The sequence below is a fragment of the Lebetimonas natsushimae genome, assembly GCF_002335445.1.
Classification (GTDB): Bacteria; Campylobacterota; Campylobacteria; order Campylobacterales; family Nautiliaceae; genus Lebetimonas; species Lebetimonas natsushimae.
The window spans coordinates 142,091-157,404 of record NZ_BDME01000002.1 but is presented as its reverse complement, the minus strand read 5'-3'; the positions used below and the strand labels follow the sequence as shown (position 1 = coordinate 157,404).

Here is a 15,314-nt window from a genome sequence, read left to right as displayed (position 1 = left end):
TTACCTTTTTGATAATTATACAAAAAAAGGAAGAATCAGTAGATAATTTTAGCTATCACTCTTCTGTTTTTTGCCCTTCCTTCAGCTGTATCGTTTGAAGCTATAGGATTATTTGGTCCATATCCTGCCCATGTAATTTGATTTTTATCAACTCCGAGTTTTAACAATGCTTCATAAACAGCTTTTGCTCTTTTTTCAGAAAGCACAATGTTATATTTATAATTTCCTTTATTATCAGTATATCCCTGAATTTCAGCTTTAATATCAGGATGTTGTTTTAAAAACTCAGCAAATTTTTTTATTTTTTCCATATATTGAGATTTTATCTTAGCGCTATTTGTATCAAAATTTATTTCAAAATTAAAGGAAACAGCACATCCGCTTTTATCTACTTTCATACCTTTTGGAGTATTAGGGCATTTGTCCAAATAATCGGCAACTCCGTCACCATCACTATCTAATGCACATCCGTTTTTATCCACCTTTACATTAGCAGGTGTGTGTGGACATTTATCCAGATAATCAGGAACACCGTCTTCATCGCTGTCTATTGGGCATCCTCTTTTATCCACTTTTACTCCTACAGGAGTATTTGGGCATTTATCTAAATTATCGGAAACTCCGTCTTCATCACTATCAATAACTTTCGGCTCTTCTTTTAGAGGAGCCGCCTCAGGTTCTTCTTCACCTCCAAAATTATAGACAAGTCCCCCCAATAAACTTAAATGATTTTTTTCAATGCCAAAATCTCTTAAAGCTCTGGTTTCTACAAATAAATCTAAATTTTTAATTACATTATATTTAGCACCTATACCAGCATCTATAACCATTGCATTTTGATCATTATTACTTACCCATTGATATCCGGTTCCAATAAATATATAAGGAGTAATTTTTGAATTTATGTCAATCTCATGTTCCAGATTTAACAAAGCTCTTGTTAAATTGTTTTTTGAATTATCGAAATCATAATTTGTACTTCTTTCAACTTCTAATCTTAACAGGTTAAATTTTGACAAAAAAGTTCCTATTCTCAAATTTAAGAAATTGTATTTTCCGCTATATTTATCTGTATGAGCTCTTCCAAATCCTGTTCCCACTTGATAATCTACTGCAAATAATGACACTGCAATTGCAGAAATAGCAATAAATTTTTTCATATTTGTCCTTTTTACTTAATTTATAAAAATTATATATTATTAAAATGACAAGAAAATGACAGTAAAAAATTTTTTTAATCTTTGTTTTCCTTAAAAATAGGACAAATTACGCATTTGTTTTTAAATATTCAATTGCTTCGCTAAAAGGCATTGGTTTTGCAAAATAATATCCTTGAATATAATCAACTCCTAATTCTTTTAATTTTTCCAATTGTTCTTTTGTTTCTACACCCTCTGCAATTGTTTTAGCATTAAAAGATTTGGCCAAAAATATAATTGATCTGACAGCAATTTGGATTCTTTCTTTAAAAATTTTATCTACAAAACTTTTATCGATTTTTAGAATATCAAAGTCAATATCCACTGTTTCTTTAAAATTTGAATAAGCAATACCAAAATCATCAATCTCTAGTTTAACTCCGACTTCTTTTAATTCTTTTACAAAATTTTTAGTTAATTCTGTATCTTCAACTGATTCCCTTTCAGTAATCTCCATAGAAAAATGTTTAAATTCTAACTTGTTATTAAGAATACTTTTTTTAAAAAATTCTAAAAAATTTTTATTCATATCAAATTTTGAGATATTTATAGAAATTCCAATATTTTCTTTTACATTTTTAAAAATTTTAATATATTCGATTACTTTTTCAACTACTATTTTTGTAATTTCAGGTACCAACTGAAGTTCATTGGCAATATTTATAAATTTTTCCATATTTATAAATCTGTCCTTGTCTTTTAATCTTAAAAGAGCTTCAAACTGAACAACTTTATAAGTGTTGATATCAACTATCGGTTGAAAATAAACTTCAAATAATTTTTCCCTTATAGCTTTAAATAACAGTTCTTTCAAATATATTCTTTCTTTTACTTCTTTATGCATCCAAGGTTCATATATTACAAATTTATTAACTGAATTTTTTGCAAAAACATACGCATATATAAGCCCTTCAAAAACTTTTTCTTTTTCTATGTCTTGTGAACTGATTATACTTCCATTCATTTCTAAATAAATCCTGTTATCATCAATCGATATCCCCTCATTTGAAAATACATGATGAATTCTGTCTGTTACACTTTTTATTACTTCTAAATTCCATTTATCTGTTTTTAAAAACAGTAAAAACCTGTCATTGTATATTCTATAAATTTCATCATCTTTTTTAATATGTTTTTTTAATTTTTCACCTACTTTTTTTAATACCAAATTCCCATATTCAAATCCAAAATTAGCATTTATTGAAGTAAAATCTTTTATATTTATTAAACATAAAATAAACCGTTTGTTATATTCATTTAAATCTTTTTTAAATTTATTTAAATTTCCAAGACCTGTAATATCATCAAAAAAAGTTAAATGTTTCAAAGTTTTTATATAGTTGTTTTTTTCAAAAGCCATAATAACGGATGATCTGATGGATAAAATAAGATCTATCACCTCTTTTGTATAAAAATCAGTATATTCCGAATATAAATTAATTGTCAAATCATCAATCAATTTAATGGCAATGGAAGAATAAAATCCATTTTTTAACTGATTTTCTCTCCATGGAATAATTTTTTCATTAGTAAAAGTATTGGGATTTATTCCGATAATATTATTGTTATCCAATGCTTGGCCTGTAGGTCCTTTCGATAAAACACCATTATTGATTTTAATAATTAAATCATCTAAATATTCTTTCCCTTCACCAAAATGCCTAACCGGAATAACCATATTTTCTTTTATTTTACCTATCCATGCAAATTTAAATACTTCACTTTTAATTAATTCTTCACAAACATATTCAATTATTTCTTTTTCACTTTTAACTGATATTAAAAATTTATTTATATTTCCCAATGTTATATTTAGTCTTTTTAAAATTTCTTCTTTCGTATAATTTATCCAAAAACCGAAAACATTTTCACACCTCTGTTTTTGATAAAAAACATGTTCCCAAACCCATATATATGAATTATCTTTTTTTCTAAGTCTGTAAATATGCTCTACTTTTCCTTTTTCTTTTAATAATATCTGATCTTTTAAAAATTTTTCTTTATCTTTAGGATGTAAATGTTTTCCCCACCAATCATCATTTATTTCATTGGTTTTAACCCCTATATATTTCTCAATATTTTTTGAAATATTTACAATTTTATTTTTACAATTCTTAATTTCAAATATGACAAAAGGAGAATTATCCAATATTTTTTTCAATAATTCCTCTATTTCATATTCTTTGGTTAAATCAATAATAAATACCATATTGGCTTTAATATTATTATAAATCACAGGAAATGAAACGATAAAAACATAAATTTCTTTATCACGATAATTTATGAATGTTTTATATTTTAAGATAATATTTTCGCCATTTTCTCTTTTTTTATTAACTTCCAAAACTTTTTCTTTTAAAGGTTCATCCAAAAAATCCAATGGATTTAGTTTCTTAATTTCATCTTGTGTTGTATTTAACCATTTGAAAACAAATTTATTTGCATATAATATATTATCTTTATAAATCATTACAGCAAACGGGACTTCTTCTAAAATATTATAAATTTTTTCATAATTGAATAATTTTTCATATATGATTTGAAACACCTGTGCCAATTTTTCAAATTCACTCAAATAATAGTTATAATTAATTAATTTTTTTATATATTCTGTTTTCTTTACTCCAACCGTTAAAGTTTCAAAAATAAAATCAATATCCTTAGTAAGTTTTCTAATAAAATATACACCCAATAAAAACAATAAAATCAATATAAAAATATCATATACTAAAATTATCAAATTATATTTTTCAAAAAACAACAATTTACTCTTAATATCTTTCTCAAATACCAAAGTAATGTTTTTTAAAGGATAATAAAGAATAAGCTTGTCACCTTTTATCTTATAATAGCTTTTATATTTTTTATTATGAATAAACTTAATTAATTTTAATCCGCTTTGTTCAAAAAGTTTATTATTTAAAATTTTATAAACAACCAATTTTCCATATTTTTTATCCATTTTGGTAGTTGTGACATCGGTAACATATACCAAATAAATTTTATTGTTTAATAAAAAAATATGAAATCCGTTTTTATCATAATCAAAAGGAGGGAGTTTTTTTATAATTTTTTCTTTATTGTTCTCTAAATATCTACCGTAAATCAAATTACAATTGTCATCCAAAAACACCATGCCTTGAATTCCGAGATTTAATAGTGTATTTCCCCCACCAAAATTAGAAAATATAAATTTTTTATTTTTTGTTTTTACAAAATTGTATGAATCGTTCCATTTAGCCCAGTCATATGCTATTTCTTTTAAATGCTGTTTTTCCTTTTTTATAATAAAATCAATTTGAGACTTTTGTTTATTGGAATATTCGTTTAAAAAATTATTTAATAAATTAAAATGAAACAGATAAAAATTTCCAATCAACAATACAATTACTATAAATACAAAAAAAATATAATATTTGAAGAATTTTTGATATATATTCACCCCACACCCTTTGACATAATATGACTCACAAAAAATTATAACATAAACAGAAAACATAATTAAGAGAAACAACTAAATATTTTAAAAATTAGCTTTATATAAAAAAGACTACAGAAAGTGTCAGAGAGTTTTTTGTTGACTAAATGGCGGAGAGGGCGGGATTCGAACCCGCGGTACCCTAAACGGGTACAACGCCTTAGCAGGGCGCCGGTTTCAGCCACTCACCCACCTCTCCATTTGTGGAATAAAATTATACCAAAAAATTTTCAATTTGCAAGGGAAAAAAGAAAAAATTAATATTTATGATGTGAACACGCGTGATTTACATCAAGTTCTTGCAGTTTTCCATCAATTAATTTTTTAACTGATTCTTCAACAGTAGCAGAATCATCAAAATATACCTTAATCCCCTCTTGTTTAAATCCCATAAGAGGATTTGGTCCAATTCCTGAGACAATTAAAGCATCAGCTCCTAAATTTTTAATATTCATTACTGCACTTCCACAAGCCCCTCCGCTGTGTCCCGGATTTTCAGTAAAACTTACATCTTTAATTTCACCATTTTCAATATCAACAATTACATAAAAAGGTGCTTTTCCAAAATGCGCTCCTCTTTTTGCCATAAGTCCGTCAGGCGTATTTGTAGGAATTACCACTCTCATTTTAACTCCCCTTTTATATTTTCTAAAATTTCTAATGCATTTTCCCCTGCATCTTTTCTAACTTTAATAATTTTTATACCTTCCATTTCAAGCGCATCTTTCATATTAGGTCCAAGTCCTCTTACAATTATATAATCACAACCTTCGAGTTTTGAAGCCTTTACATGTTTATGATGATGGGCAACCTCATTTTTACTGTGTTCTTCCTGATGTCCTTCTTCGTGATCATGTTCACCTGCATGGGTATTTTCATTTAAAGAAAGCAATTTAAAATCATTTCCGTCATACTCAAATATTGCAAAATAAGGCGCTCTGCCTGTTCTTTGTGCTATTTTTAAATTTTCGCCTTCCACTGGCACTGCTACTTTCATTTTTTCTCCTTTTTATTTTTTTAGTTTCTATTATAAAGATTTTGGATTTATAAACCTTTCACCATTTAATATTTTATCCCACATATTATAATCACTCCATTCTCTTTTGATTTGCTCGCTAAAAATTATATTTTTTAATTCAATTTTACCCATATTCTCAAAATTATATGCATCTTCCCTAAAACATTGAGCATATCCGGTGTCTGTCTCATGGACTATTACAGAATTTACTTTTATATTTTTTTCATTGTTTTGAAAAACAGTTAAATTTAAAACTCTCTCAACCATTAAAAAAAACACCCTGCTAAATTGCTCTGCACTTGGATTTACCGGCAACATCACCCATCTTTCACTGAATTTTTTTGCAAATTCCAAATATTCAGAATTATCCTCACTCCACAAAGTAATGGCGTGGTCAAAACTGTCTATCAGTTCTTTAATAGTAGTTTTCATAAGTCCAAAATCATATACCATCTGCCCGTTATCCAAAAAATTTGATTCAAGCAATATTTCAATTTTATAACTGTGCCCGTGAATTGAGCGGCTGCATCTCCTGCTCGTACAATTTCTTACAATATGGGCGTTTTCGAACTTAAAAAGTTTTCTTATTATCATTAAATCCCTTTTTTCTTTCCAAAAATCCTGATATGAATTCTATCAGAATAACAAAAACTGTTTTCTAAACAAAAATTAAACACACTTTTTGCATTTTCCTCTAATTTTTCAGGACTTTCACCCATTGGCATACAATAGATATCCAAATCAATTCCAGTAGTTATATCCAAAATCTCTTTTAATTGCAAATTTAAATTTTCTTTATTAATAACAAATTTAAAAAAGCTTTTTTCTGCATTTTTTGCAATATTTTTAATAACCTCTTTTTTAACCCTTTTTTTATATTCTTCACCACTGTTTGAGAGTTTCACACTCATAGCAAATATTACATCTTTATATTTTGGATATTTTTTAAAATTTATATCAATAGTAGCATTTGTTTCAATGGTTATTTGCCCGGAATAACTCTCAATTAAAGGATAAATTTCTCTGTAATAAAGAGTCGGCTCTCCACCTGTAATTACCAAATCTTCGTTTTTCTGTTTTAAAGATTCAATTCTTTTTATAATTTCATCAATATTCAATTTTTCCCATTCATTCTTGTACTTTTTGTCAACTGCATAATAACTGTCACACCCTTTTTCACCGAATCCGGGACACCTGAGATTACATCCTCCAAGTCTTAAAAAAACACTTATCCTTCCAGCATATTTGCCTTCGCCCTGAATTGAACGGAATATTTCAACTACATACAAATTCTTTTTCAATTAAAACCTCTTTATTTTTTAAAATTTTGCCTATAAATTTATCGCCTTTGTTTATAACTCCAACACCTTTGGGAGTTCCGCTCATTATAATATCCCCGTCATCAAGCCCGAAAATTTTATCAATATCTTTAACTAAAAATTCAGGTTTATAAATCATCAAAGAAACATCACCTTTTTGAACAAGCTCCCCGTTTTTATATACTTCAATACCTAAATCATCTATATCATCAATTGATATAAATTCACTGAAAACTACTGAATTTTTAAACGCTTTTGCCCTCTCCCAGGGAAGCCCTTTTTGCTTTAATCTGCTTTGAATCTCCCTCAGTGTCAAATCAAACCCAAATCCGACCCCTACAATTTGCTTATTTTCAATCAAAAAACAAATTTCACCCTCATAATGGGTAGGAGAATAATCAACAATTTTTAATTCATCCCCGATTGCACTGTTAGATTTTATAAAATAAACCGGTTCACTCGGTAATTCATTATTCAGCTCTTCAATATGTGCTACGTAATTTCTGCCTACACATACAATTTTACAGGGAATTATTTTTCTATTTTCAAATTTAAGCGTTCTAAATTTTACATTTTCCATTTTTCATTCTCCATTTCACAAAGCCTTGCATACCCTTTGCCGACCCGTGCAACAGGTTCAAAATCACCTCCAATATACATTTTTTCAATTTTCAAAAAAAACGGGATTGTAGCCATTTCATCTTTTTCAAAAGTTCCGTATAAAGTAGTTAAAAAAGCCCTTTTGCATCCTTTAACTATTGGAGGAAAATTTTCATCAATCCTCTCAAGTTCAATTTCAAATCTCTCAGCTTCACTTTCACCATAAGGTAAAACTTCACCGGTTCTGTCCATTTTTTCAGCAAGTTCAACAGGCACTAAACAGACAGTCGCTTTTTTGGTTTCTTTGATGTTTTTAAAAGTATCTTTGGGTTCGTTAAGACCCTTTTTATTCCTGCCTATACTTACCATCAAAAGTGGAGGCACGCTTGATATCCCGGTAAAATAACTAAAAGGAGCTAAATTTATAAATCTGTTATTTTCAGTAACTATCCAGGCAACGGGACGAGGAACAATATTACCAGACATCAATTTATATCTTTGAGTACTTTCTATTTCATTAAAATTTATAATTTGCATTTATATCCTTTTTGATATATAATATAAATAGTATTATATCTTAAAGGCAGGTTATGAAAAAAATATTTTATTTGATATTTGTATTAAATTTTTTATTTTCCTATGAAATAACCAATCAAAAAACATTTGAAATAAAATACACCCCAAATATTTACAAAACAAAACTAAACATAAAAATTAAAAATAGTAATTTAGAAAAATTAATTCAAAAAATAAATTTTAACATCAAAAAAGCAAATCTTTGTCAAAAAATTGATTATACAATTTTTCCGGAATATATTTATAACAAAAATAAAAAACAATTTATCGGATATATAGCCAATATGGATTTAAACTGTCAATTTAAAACCGATAAAATTAAAAATTTTTCAAATATTTTTACAAATTTGACAGGAGAAAAAACATTATCATCCATTTATTTAGATTTAGACAAAAAAGAAAAAATTAAATTAATAAACAATTTAAAAGCCAAAGCATATTCTTTTGCAATAAATGATGCCAAAAATATTTCAAAAAAATTGAATTTAAAATGCTTTACCACAAACATTTCAATCAATCAAAATATTATAAAACCAAGACCTTTATTTAAAACTCTAAATTCCCTGCCTTCACCCAAAGAAAATAAAAAAGAAAGTTTAACCATATTTTACAGAATAATCTGTTTTTAAACTCCCCACACTGTAATCACTATTTTTCGTAAACCTGGATGATTTCTGTGTTCGTTTAAATAAATCCCCTGCCATGTACCAAGATTTAATCTTCCATTTGTAATAGGAATGTTTAAACTCACTCCAAACATTGAACTTTTGAAATGCGCAGGCATATCATCAGGACCTTCTAAAGAATGATTGTAATCATATCCGTCCGGAACCAAAGAGTCTGAAATTTCCTCCATATCCACTCTCACATCAGGGGAAACATTCTCATTAATTGTAAGAGATGCCGAAGTGTGTTTTAAAAAAATATTCATCATTCCAATTTTAATATCGCCAAATTCAATTGCACTGACTATTTTATCAGTCACAATAAAAAAGCCCCTTTTAGGAGCTTTAATTTCAACTTCTTTTTGTCTAAAAATCATCAAAACTCAAGCTTCCTTTAGAATAATTTACAACATTTCCTTCAAAAAAGTTTGTTTTTTGCTCATTAAAACTGCTAAAACTGTCAAACCAAGTAATTGGATTTTTAAGTCCGATTTCTGGAAATAACAGTTCAACACCCATAGCGTTTGCTCTTTTATTTGCCAGATATTTTGTAAATCTGTCAATAAGTTCCCTGCTCATTCCAAGAATTTGATCTTGTGTAATATACCATCCCCAATCTCTCTCAAGTTCATAAGCGGCAAAAAGCATATCTTTAATATTTCTTATAACCTCAGGGGTAAAAAGTTCTGGAAATTCTTTTTTTATTTCTTTAAAAATATTTGCAAAAAGAGTGGTATGTGTTACCTCATCCCTTTGAATAAATCTAATCATCTGAGCTGAACCAATCATTTTTCCGGCTCTTGCCAATACATAAAAAGCGGCAAATCCGTTATAAAAATAAATTCCTTCTAAACACTGATTTGCTACTATCATATAAACTTTAGCCTCATCATCCCCTTCGAGCGCTTTTTTACCCCAATTTTCATAAACATCACCTATAAATTCATTTTTCTTTCTCAAATTCTCGTCCGTTCTCCACATTTCATAAATTTCATCAGTATTAAGCGAAATACTGTCAACCATTACCGCATAACTTTGAGAATGAAGAGCTTCTTCAAAAGCTTGACGAACAATACACATATTAACTTCCGGAGCTGTAATCCATGGATTTACGTGATCTGGTGTATTGTTTGTCTGAATCGAATCCATAAAAATAAGCTGTGCTAAAGCTTTATCATACATTCTCTTTTCAGCGGGTAATAAATTTCTGTATTGTCTTGCATCTTCGGTCAAATCAACTTCCCTTGGAAACCATGTATTGGCAAGCATCATTTCCCACAAATTATATGCCCAAGGATAAGATAGTTTATTAAGGTTAATCATACCTTCGGTACAGCCGTTGATTATAGAAGTAGTTGACCCTCTGTGCAACGGACAGTTGTAATTGTAAAGTTTTTTTATTTTCATTTTTTTCTCCTTATTTCAAGGTCTTTTATTTCAAAAATAAAAAATCCTAATATTTTTAAATATATTTTACCAAGATAAAAAATAATTTTTTTGTTTTTCATTTTTCATTATCCATTTTCAATTTTTAATTATTACTGGCATCCAAAACATTCAATACTTCTATCCATTACATCTTCTTTGATTTCAGGAGACTGGCTTCTTAAATAATAAAAACTTTTAATTCCAAGTTTCCATCCAAGAGTATATATTTCATGCAGATATTTTCCGCTTGCTTTATCTGTTGTAATGAAAATATTCAGACTTTGACCCTGGTCTATCCATTTTTGTCTGATTGCTGCGGCTTTTACCAAAACTCTTTGGTCAAGCTCATAAGCCGGTGTATAAAACATATATGTATCGGCACTTAAATTAGGTACAACCACAGGAATAAGCCCGCTTAGATTTTCCTCATACCATTTTCTTTTATAAACCGGCTCTATTGTCTGAGTGGTACCTGTAAGAATAGAAATTGAACTTGTCGGTGCAATTGCCATTAAATATCCGTTTCTAATTCCTTTTTTTACTTTTTCCCTTAGTCCTTCCCAATCATACTGCATAGCTGAGAACAAATCTCTCTCAACCAGTCTCTTTGCTTCTTCATTAGCCGTATCAATTGGAAGTATTCCTTTTGACCATCTGCTGCCCTCAAACTCAGGATAAGTTCCTTTTTCCCTTGCCAAGTCACAGCTTGCATTAATTGCATGATAGCTTATTCCTTCAAATATTTCATCTATAAGTTTTAAATGCTTGTCGCTTCCCCAGAAAATCTGTTTTTCCGCCAGCATTTGGGCTTCACCCATAGCCCCAAGCCCTATTGCTCTGTTTTTAAGGTTTGTATCTTTTGTTTTTCTGACAGGATAATAATTTAAATCAATTACATTATCAAGCATTCTAATGGCAATAGGGATAACTTCAGCTATTTTTTCCGGAGTGTTTACTTTACTTAAATTAACACTTGCAAGGTTACAAACAGCTGTTTTCCCGCCAACTGCCACTTTTTCTACAATATAAACCCTTTTACCGTCTATTGAATCAAGAGATGTTATTTTTTTAGCTTTTTTAATTACTTCTACTCCCCCGCTTTCAACTTTTACTTCTTCCTCTTCTTCAAAAAATATAAAACTGTCATCTTCAAATGTAACTTTTACTTTATAATGGTTTGGCTCGGTATTTTGGAAAATTTCAGTACAAAGATTACTACTTCTTATAATTCCCGTATGAGAATTTTGATTGCGTCTGTTTGCATTGTCTTTAAAGCAAAGAAAAGGATTTCCTGTTTCATAATATTCAAGAAGTATTTTTTTCCAAAGTTCTTTTGCTTTTATTTTTTCTTTTGTAATGTTTGGGTCGTTTTCATATTCGATATATTTTTTTTCAAACTCTTCCCCGTATAAATCCGTTAAATCTTTTGTCTCATACGGATCAAAAAGAGTCCAGAGTTCATCATTTAAAACTCTTTTCATAAACAAATCGGGAATCCATAAAGCCGGGAATAAATCGTGAGCCCTGCGTCTTTCTTCCCCTGAATTTTTCTTTAAATCCAAAAAGTCCATTATATCCATATGCCAGGGTTCAAGATATACGGCAATCGCTCCTTTTCTGGTCCCAAGCTGGTCCACTGCAATTGCAATATCATTTGTAATTTTAAGCCAAGGAATTACACCTCCGGCTGCATTTTTGTGATTGTCTATAAAACTTCCAAGGGCTCTAATTTTACTTACATCCCAGCCAATTCCTCCACCATATTTACTCAGAAGTGCCATTTCTTTAAAATCATCAAAAATTCCCTCGATATTATCATTCATACTTCCAACATAACAAGAGCTTAGCTGATGCCTTGTAGTTCTTGCATTAGAAAGAGTTGGGGTAGCAACCATTACCTCAAATTTTGAAATTACATCATAAAACTTTTTAGCCCAATATCCTCTTATTGATTTAGGGTCGTTTAAGTCTATTTTATCCCTATCTTCTTGAGGAATACTCTCAGGATTTGTTTCATTTTGAGCTAAAAACATAGCAACACCCATAAAAAGCTGCTGAGGAAGCTCTATTGGATTATTGTCCCTGTCTTTAATAATATATCTGTCATAAAGTGTTTTTATTCCAAGATATGTAAACTGCAGATCCCTCTCGGGTTTAAGATAGTCATTTAACTCATCCAAATCATATTTTTCCTTGAGTCCGGGAAGTATTCTTCCGGCTTCTTCACCTTTTTCAAAATATTCCCTTAAATGATTATATCCAGTAAACCCTGTAACTTTATGATATAAGTCATATAGAAACAATCTTGCCGCTACGTAGTTCCAATTAGGCCTGTCTATATCTATTTTATCAACTGCGGTTTTTATAAGAGTTTGTTGTATCTCCTCAGTTGTAATTCCGTCTCTAAATTGAAGTTTCGCATCAAGCTCAAGTTCGCTATAATCAACGCCTTCAAGGCCTTGGCATGCAGCCATAGTATATTTTCTAATTTTAGAAATATCAAGTAATTCTCTTCTGCCGTTTCTTTTAATAACAGTAATTCCTGAATACATTATTCTCCTTTGTTTGATAGAAAAGTTTATGAAGTCTAAAAGGAATAATAACAAAAAAAACTTAAAAAGAGATAAATAAAAAAAGAAAGAAAAAATTAAGAGAAAAGTTTAATTAAGCCAACCGCTATTAATGCCGCAATATAGGCAAATACATTTGGATAGACTGTATAAAATACTCTCCATGCCCACTGTGGAACTTCTGCATAAAATGTACTCATCGCCGCAATACAAGGAGAATAAAACATAACAATTATAATCATTGCAACCGCAGCGGTAAACGGCATTGCATTTCTTATTTCTTCTATTAACGCCTTACTAGTTTCATCCGCATCACCTACACCATAAAGAGTAGCCATAGATCCAACCACAGCCTCTTTTGCGGCAAGTCCTACAAGCAGGCTTACATCTTCCTTCCATCCCAGATCAAGGGGTTTGGTAATCGGAGCCATTAATTTCCCAACCTTTGCAATATAAGAATTTTCAAGAATTTCCTGATTCATTTTCTGCTTTATCACTTCTTTTTGGACCGGCATGGCTTTTTCAATTAAAGGCTCATATTTTTTTACAATATCAGCTCTTGGATATGAACTTAAAAACCATAAAGCAAATGCTGTAAGACCGATAAATACCCCCGCTTTTCTTATATATAGTTTTGTTTTTACCCACAAATCAAAAAGAACTGCTTTAATTTTCGGAAATCTGTACTTTGGAAGTTCCATTACAAACGGTTCGGGTTCACCTTTAAATAAAACAACCCTTAAAATTTTAGCAACTATAAGCCCTGTGAGTGCTCCGCCGATATATATTGCAAACATAACATTACCCTGCATACTCGGTGCAAAAAACGCACTGACTAAAAGCACATAAATAGGAAGTCTTGCACCACAGCTCATAAATCCGATAACAAGCATTGTTATTAGTCTGTCTTTTGGATTTTTAAGGGTTCTTGCCGCCATATAAGCTGGAACTGAACATCCAAATCCGCTAACTAACGGAATAAATGCTCTTCCCTGAAGTCCAAATCTTTTAAGAACCCCATCCATTACATACGCAGCCCTTGCCATATAACCGGTCTGTTCTAAGAGATTCAAACCTAAAAATAAAATCAGGATATTCGGCAAAAACATAACAACAGCTCCAACTGCCGGAATCACTCCATCTACCAATGCATCTTTTATCATAGAATCCGGCATTGTATTTCCAATCCAGTCTCCAAAAGCGCTAAATCCCGCATCAATCCAGTCCATTGGAATAGCACCGATATCAAATGTTAATTGAAAAATGGCCCACATAATAAATAAAAATATAGGAAGTCCTAAAACCGGATGGATTAAAATTTTATCTATCTTTTCTGTAAGGGTCTCACGTCTTGCTTTTTTAGCTATTTGAGTAACAATTCCTTTTGCAAGGGCCAGTCTTTCTTCAAAAAGGATTGTTTTTGTATCATCTTCAGAATATTCTCCTCTTAAAATATCTTTTGCGTCTTTAAGTCTTGGCATTAAATCACTAAACCAAGGTTTTTCATGAACTATTTTATAAATATTCTCATCATCTTCAAGAAGTCTTATTGCAACAAATCTTTTTGAAAATTTGCATTCTTTAATAAAAGGTTTTAAATTTTCAATCTGCTCTTCCACAATTTCTGAATAATAAACTTTTGGAGTGTTTTTTTCTTCATAAGTTTTAATAACTTTAGCAAACAATTCCTCAAGCCCGAATTTTTCTTTTGCAGACACATTTTCCGCTCTAATGTTTGTCAGTTTAAAAAACTTTTCCGTATCAATCTCTCCGCCCTGTCTTGAATATTCATCATACATGTTAAAAGCAATAACCACAGGCTTGCCTATATCTGCTATTTGAAAAGAAAAAATCAAATTTTTCTCAAGCTGATTTGAATCAATGACATTTAAAATCAAATCATATTCTTCATTTAATAAAAAATTTTTTGTAACTTCCTCTTCAGGGGTATATGTATGAAAAGAATAAGTACCCGGCAGGTCAATTAATTTAATTTTATATTCTCCCCTACTAAATTCAACTTCTTTTTTCTCAACCGTAACTCCGGAAAAATTCCCGACATGCAGCGTTGCCCCTGAAATGGAATTGATTAAATGGCTTTTTCCAACGTTTGGCTGGCCCACTAATGCAACTTTAATCTCCTTCATTTTCTCTCCTCACTTCAATTTGGGCCGCTTCTTCCTCGCGCAGGGCTATTGGTATACGATTTACCTCAACTTCATAGGTATTTTTTGCAAGAGTGTGTTTTAAAACTTTTACCCTCTCACCCCTTGCAAACCCCATAGATAAAAGCCTGCTTTTTAATGGGTCTTTTGCAAGAATTTTTGTAATTATCCCGCTCTCCCCCATTTTTAATTCATTGAGTTTCAATTCTGCTCCTTTAAAAGACTTTGATAAATATTATCATTTAGTTAAAAAAAATTTATTGACATATATCAATAAATGGTATAATTTAAGCAAA

General features: G+C 30.0%; 14 protein-coding genes and 1 tRNA gene. 1 reads left to right on the top strand and 14 read right to left on the bottom strand.

The window, feature by feature from the left end:
• Positions 1-35: 35 nt before the first annotated feature.
• The 9 genes from LNAT_RS05255 to LNAT_RS05215 all read right to left on the bottom strand — a co-directional run bounded on the left by LNAT_RS05255 (position 36) and on the right by LNAT_RS05215 (position 8,151).
• The gene (locus tag LNAT_RS05255; protein ID WP_096259081.1) at positions 36-1,160 is read right to left on the bottom strand and encodes an OmpA family protein; all 1,125 of its coding nucleotides are present in this window, start codon (positions 1,158-1,160) and stop codon (positions 36-38) included.
• A gap of 106 nt (positions 1,161-1,266) precedes the next feature.
• A complete protein-coding gene (locus LNAT_RS05250) occupies positions 1,267-4,641 on the bottom strand; it encodes an EAL domain-containing protein (RefSeq protein ID WP_172413505.1) in 3,375 nt (1,124 codons plus the stop codon).
• A gap of 144 nt (positions 4,642-4,785) precedes the next feature.
• A tRNA-Ser gene (locus LNAT_RS05245) sits at positions 4,786-4,876 on the bottom strand.
• 58 nt (positions 4,877-4,934) lie between these two features.
• Entirely contained in the window at positions 4,935-5,303 is a 369-nt protein-coding gene (locus tag LNAT_RS05240; RefSeq protein WP_096259075.1) for a NifB/NifX family molybdenum-iron cluster-binding protein, read from the bottom strand.
• Complete coding sequence (locus tag LNAT_RS05235) at positions 5,300-5,674, bottom strand: NifB/NifX family molybdenum-iron cluster-binding protein (protein ID WP_096259072.1); 375 nt, start codon at positions 5,672-5,674, stop codon at positions 5,300-5,302. The genes LNAT_RS05240 and LNAT_RS05235 overlap by 4 nt, the downstream gene beginning before the upstream one ends.
• A gap of 30 nt (positions 5,675-5,704) precedes the next feature.
• Positions 5,705-6,289, bottom strand: a complete 585-nt coding sequence (locus LNAT_RS05230; protein WP_096259069.1) for a 6-pyruvoyl trahydropterin synthase family protein — start codon at positions 6,287-6,289, stop codon at positions 5,705-5,707.
• Entirely contained in the window at positions 6,289-6,996 is a 708-nt protein-coding gene (locus LNAT_RS05225) for a 7-carboxy-7-deazaguanine synthase QueE (RefSeq protein ID WP_096259066.1), read from the bottom strand. Before LNAT_RS05225 ends, LNAT_RS05230 begins: the two co-directional genes overlap by 1 nt.
• Positions 6,971-7,594 (bottom strand): fumarylacetoacetate hydrolase family protein, encoded by a 624-nt coding sequence (locus LNAT_RS05220; protein WP_096259062.1) that lies wholly within the window; start codon positions 7,592-7,594, stop codon positions 6,971-6,973. The genes LNAT_RS05225 and LNAT_RS05220 overlap by 26 nt, the downstream gene beginning before the upstream one ends.
• Positions 7,582-8,151 (bottom strand): flavin reductase family protein, encoded by a 570-nt coding sequence (locus LNAT_RS05215; protein ID WP_096259058.1) that lies wholly within the window; start codon positions 8,149-8,151, stop codon positions 7,582-7,584. Before LNAT_RS05215 ends, LNAT_RS05220 begins: the two co-directional genes overlap by 13 nt.
• A gap of 53 nt (positions 8,152-8,204) precedes the next feature.
• Between LNAT_RS05215 and LNAT_RS05210 the strand changes: the two genes are divergently transcribed.
• Entirely contained in the window at positions 8,205-8,819 is a 615-nt protein-coding gene (locus LNAT_RS05210; protein ID WP_096259054.1) for an SIMPL domain-containing protein, read from the top strand.
• On the opposite strand, the gene LNAT_RS05205 is transcribed toward LNAT_RS05210, so the two are convergent.
• From LNAT_RS05205 to LNAT_RS05185, 5 genes are all read right to left on the bottom strand, one after another.
• Positions 8,816-9,232 (bottom strand): secondary thiamine-phosphate synthase enzyme YjbQ, encoded by a 417-nt coding sequence (locus LNAT_RS05205; protein WP_096259050.1) that lies wholly within the window; start codon positions 9,230-9,232, stop codon positions 8,816-8,818. The genes LNAT_RS05210 and LNAT_RS05205 overlap by 4 nt on opposite strands.
• Positions 9,222-10,262, bottom strand: coding sequence for a ribonucleotide-diphosphate reductase subunit beta (locus LNAT_RS05200; protein WP_096259047.1), 1,041 nt, complete (start codon positions 10,260-10,262; stop codon positions 9,222-9,224). The genes LNAT_RS05205 and LNAT_RS05200 overlap by 11 nt, the downstream gene beginning before the upstream one ends.
• A 131-nt stretch (positions 10,263-10,393) precedes the next feature.
• Positions 10,394-12,823, bottom strand: coding sequence for a ribonucleoside-diphosphate reductase subunit alpha (locus LNAT_RS05195; RefSeq protein ID WP_096259775.1), 2,430 nt, complete (start codon positions 12,821-12,823; stop codon positions 10,394-10,396).
• A gap of 107 nt (positions 12,824-12,930) precedes the next feature.
• Entirely contained in the window at positions 12,931-15,000 is a 2,070-nt protein-coding gene (gene feoB, locus LNAT_RS05190; RefSeq protein ID WP_096259044.1) for a ferrous iron transport protein B, read from the bottom strand.
• Positions 14,987-15,223 carry a FeoA family protein gene (locus tag LNAT_RS05185; protein ID WP_096259041.1) on the bottom strand — a complete coding sequence of 79 codons (237 nt, stop codon included), beginning with the start codon at positions 15,221-15,223 and terminating at the stop codon, positions 14,987-14,989. The genes feoB and LNAT_RS05185 overlap by 14 nt, the downstream gene beginning before the upstream one ends.
• Positions 15,224-15,314 lie beyond the last annotated feature (91 nt).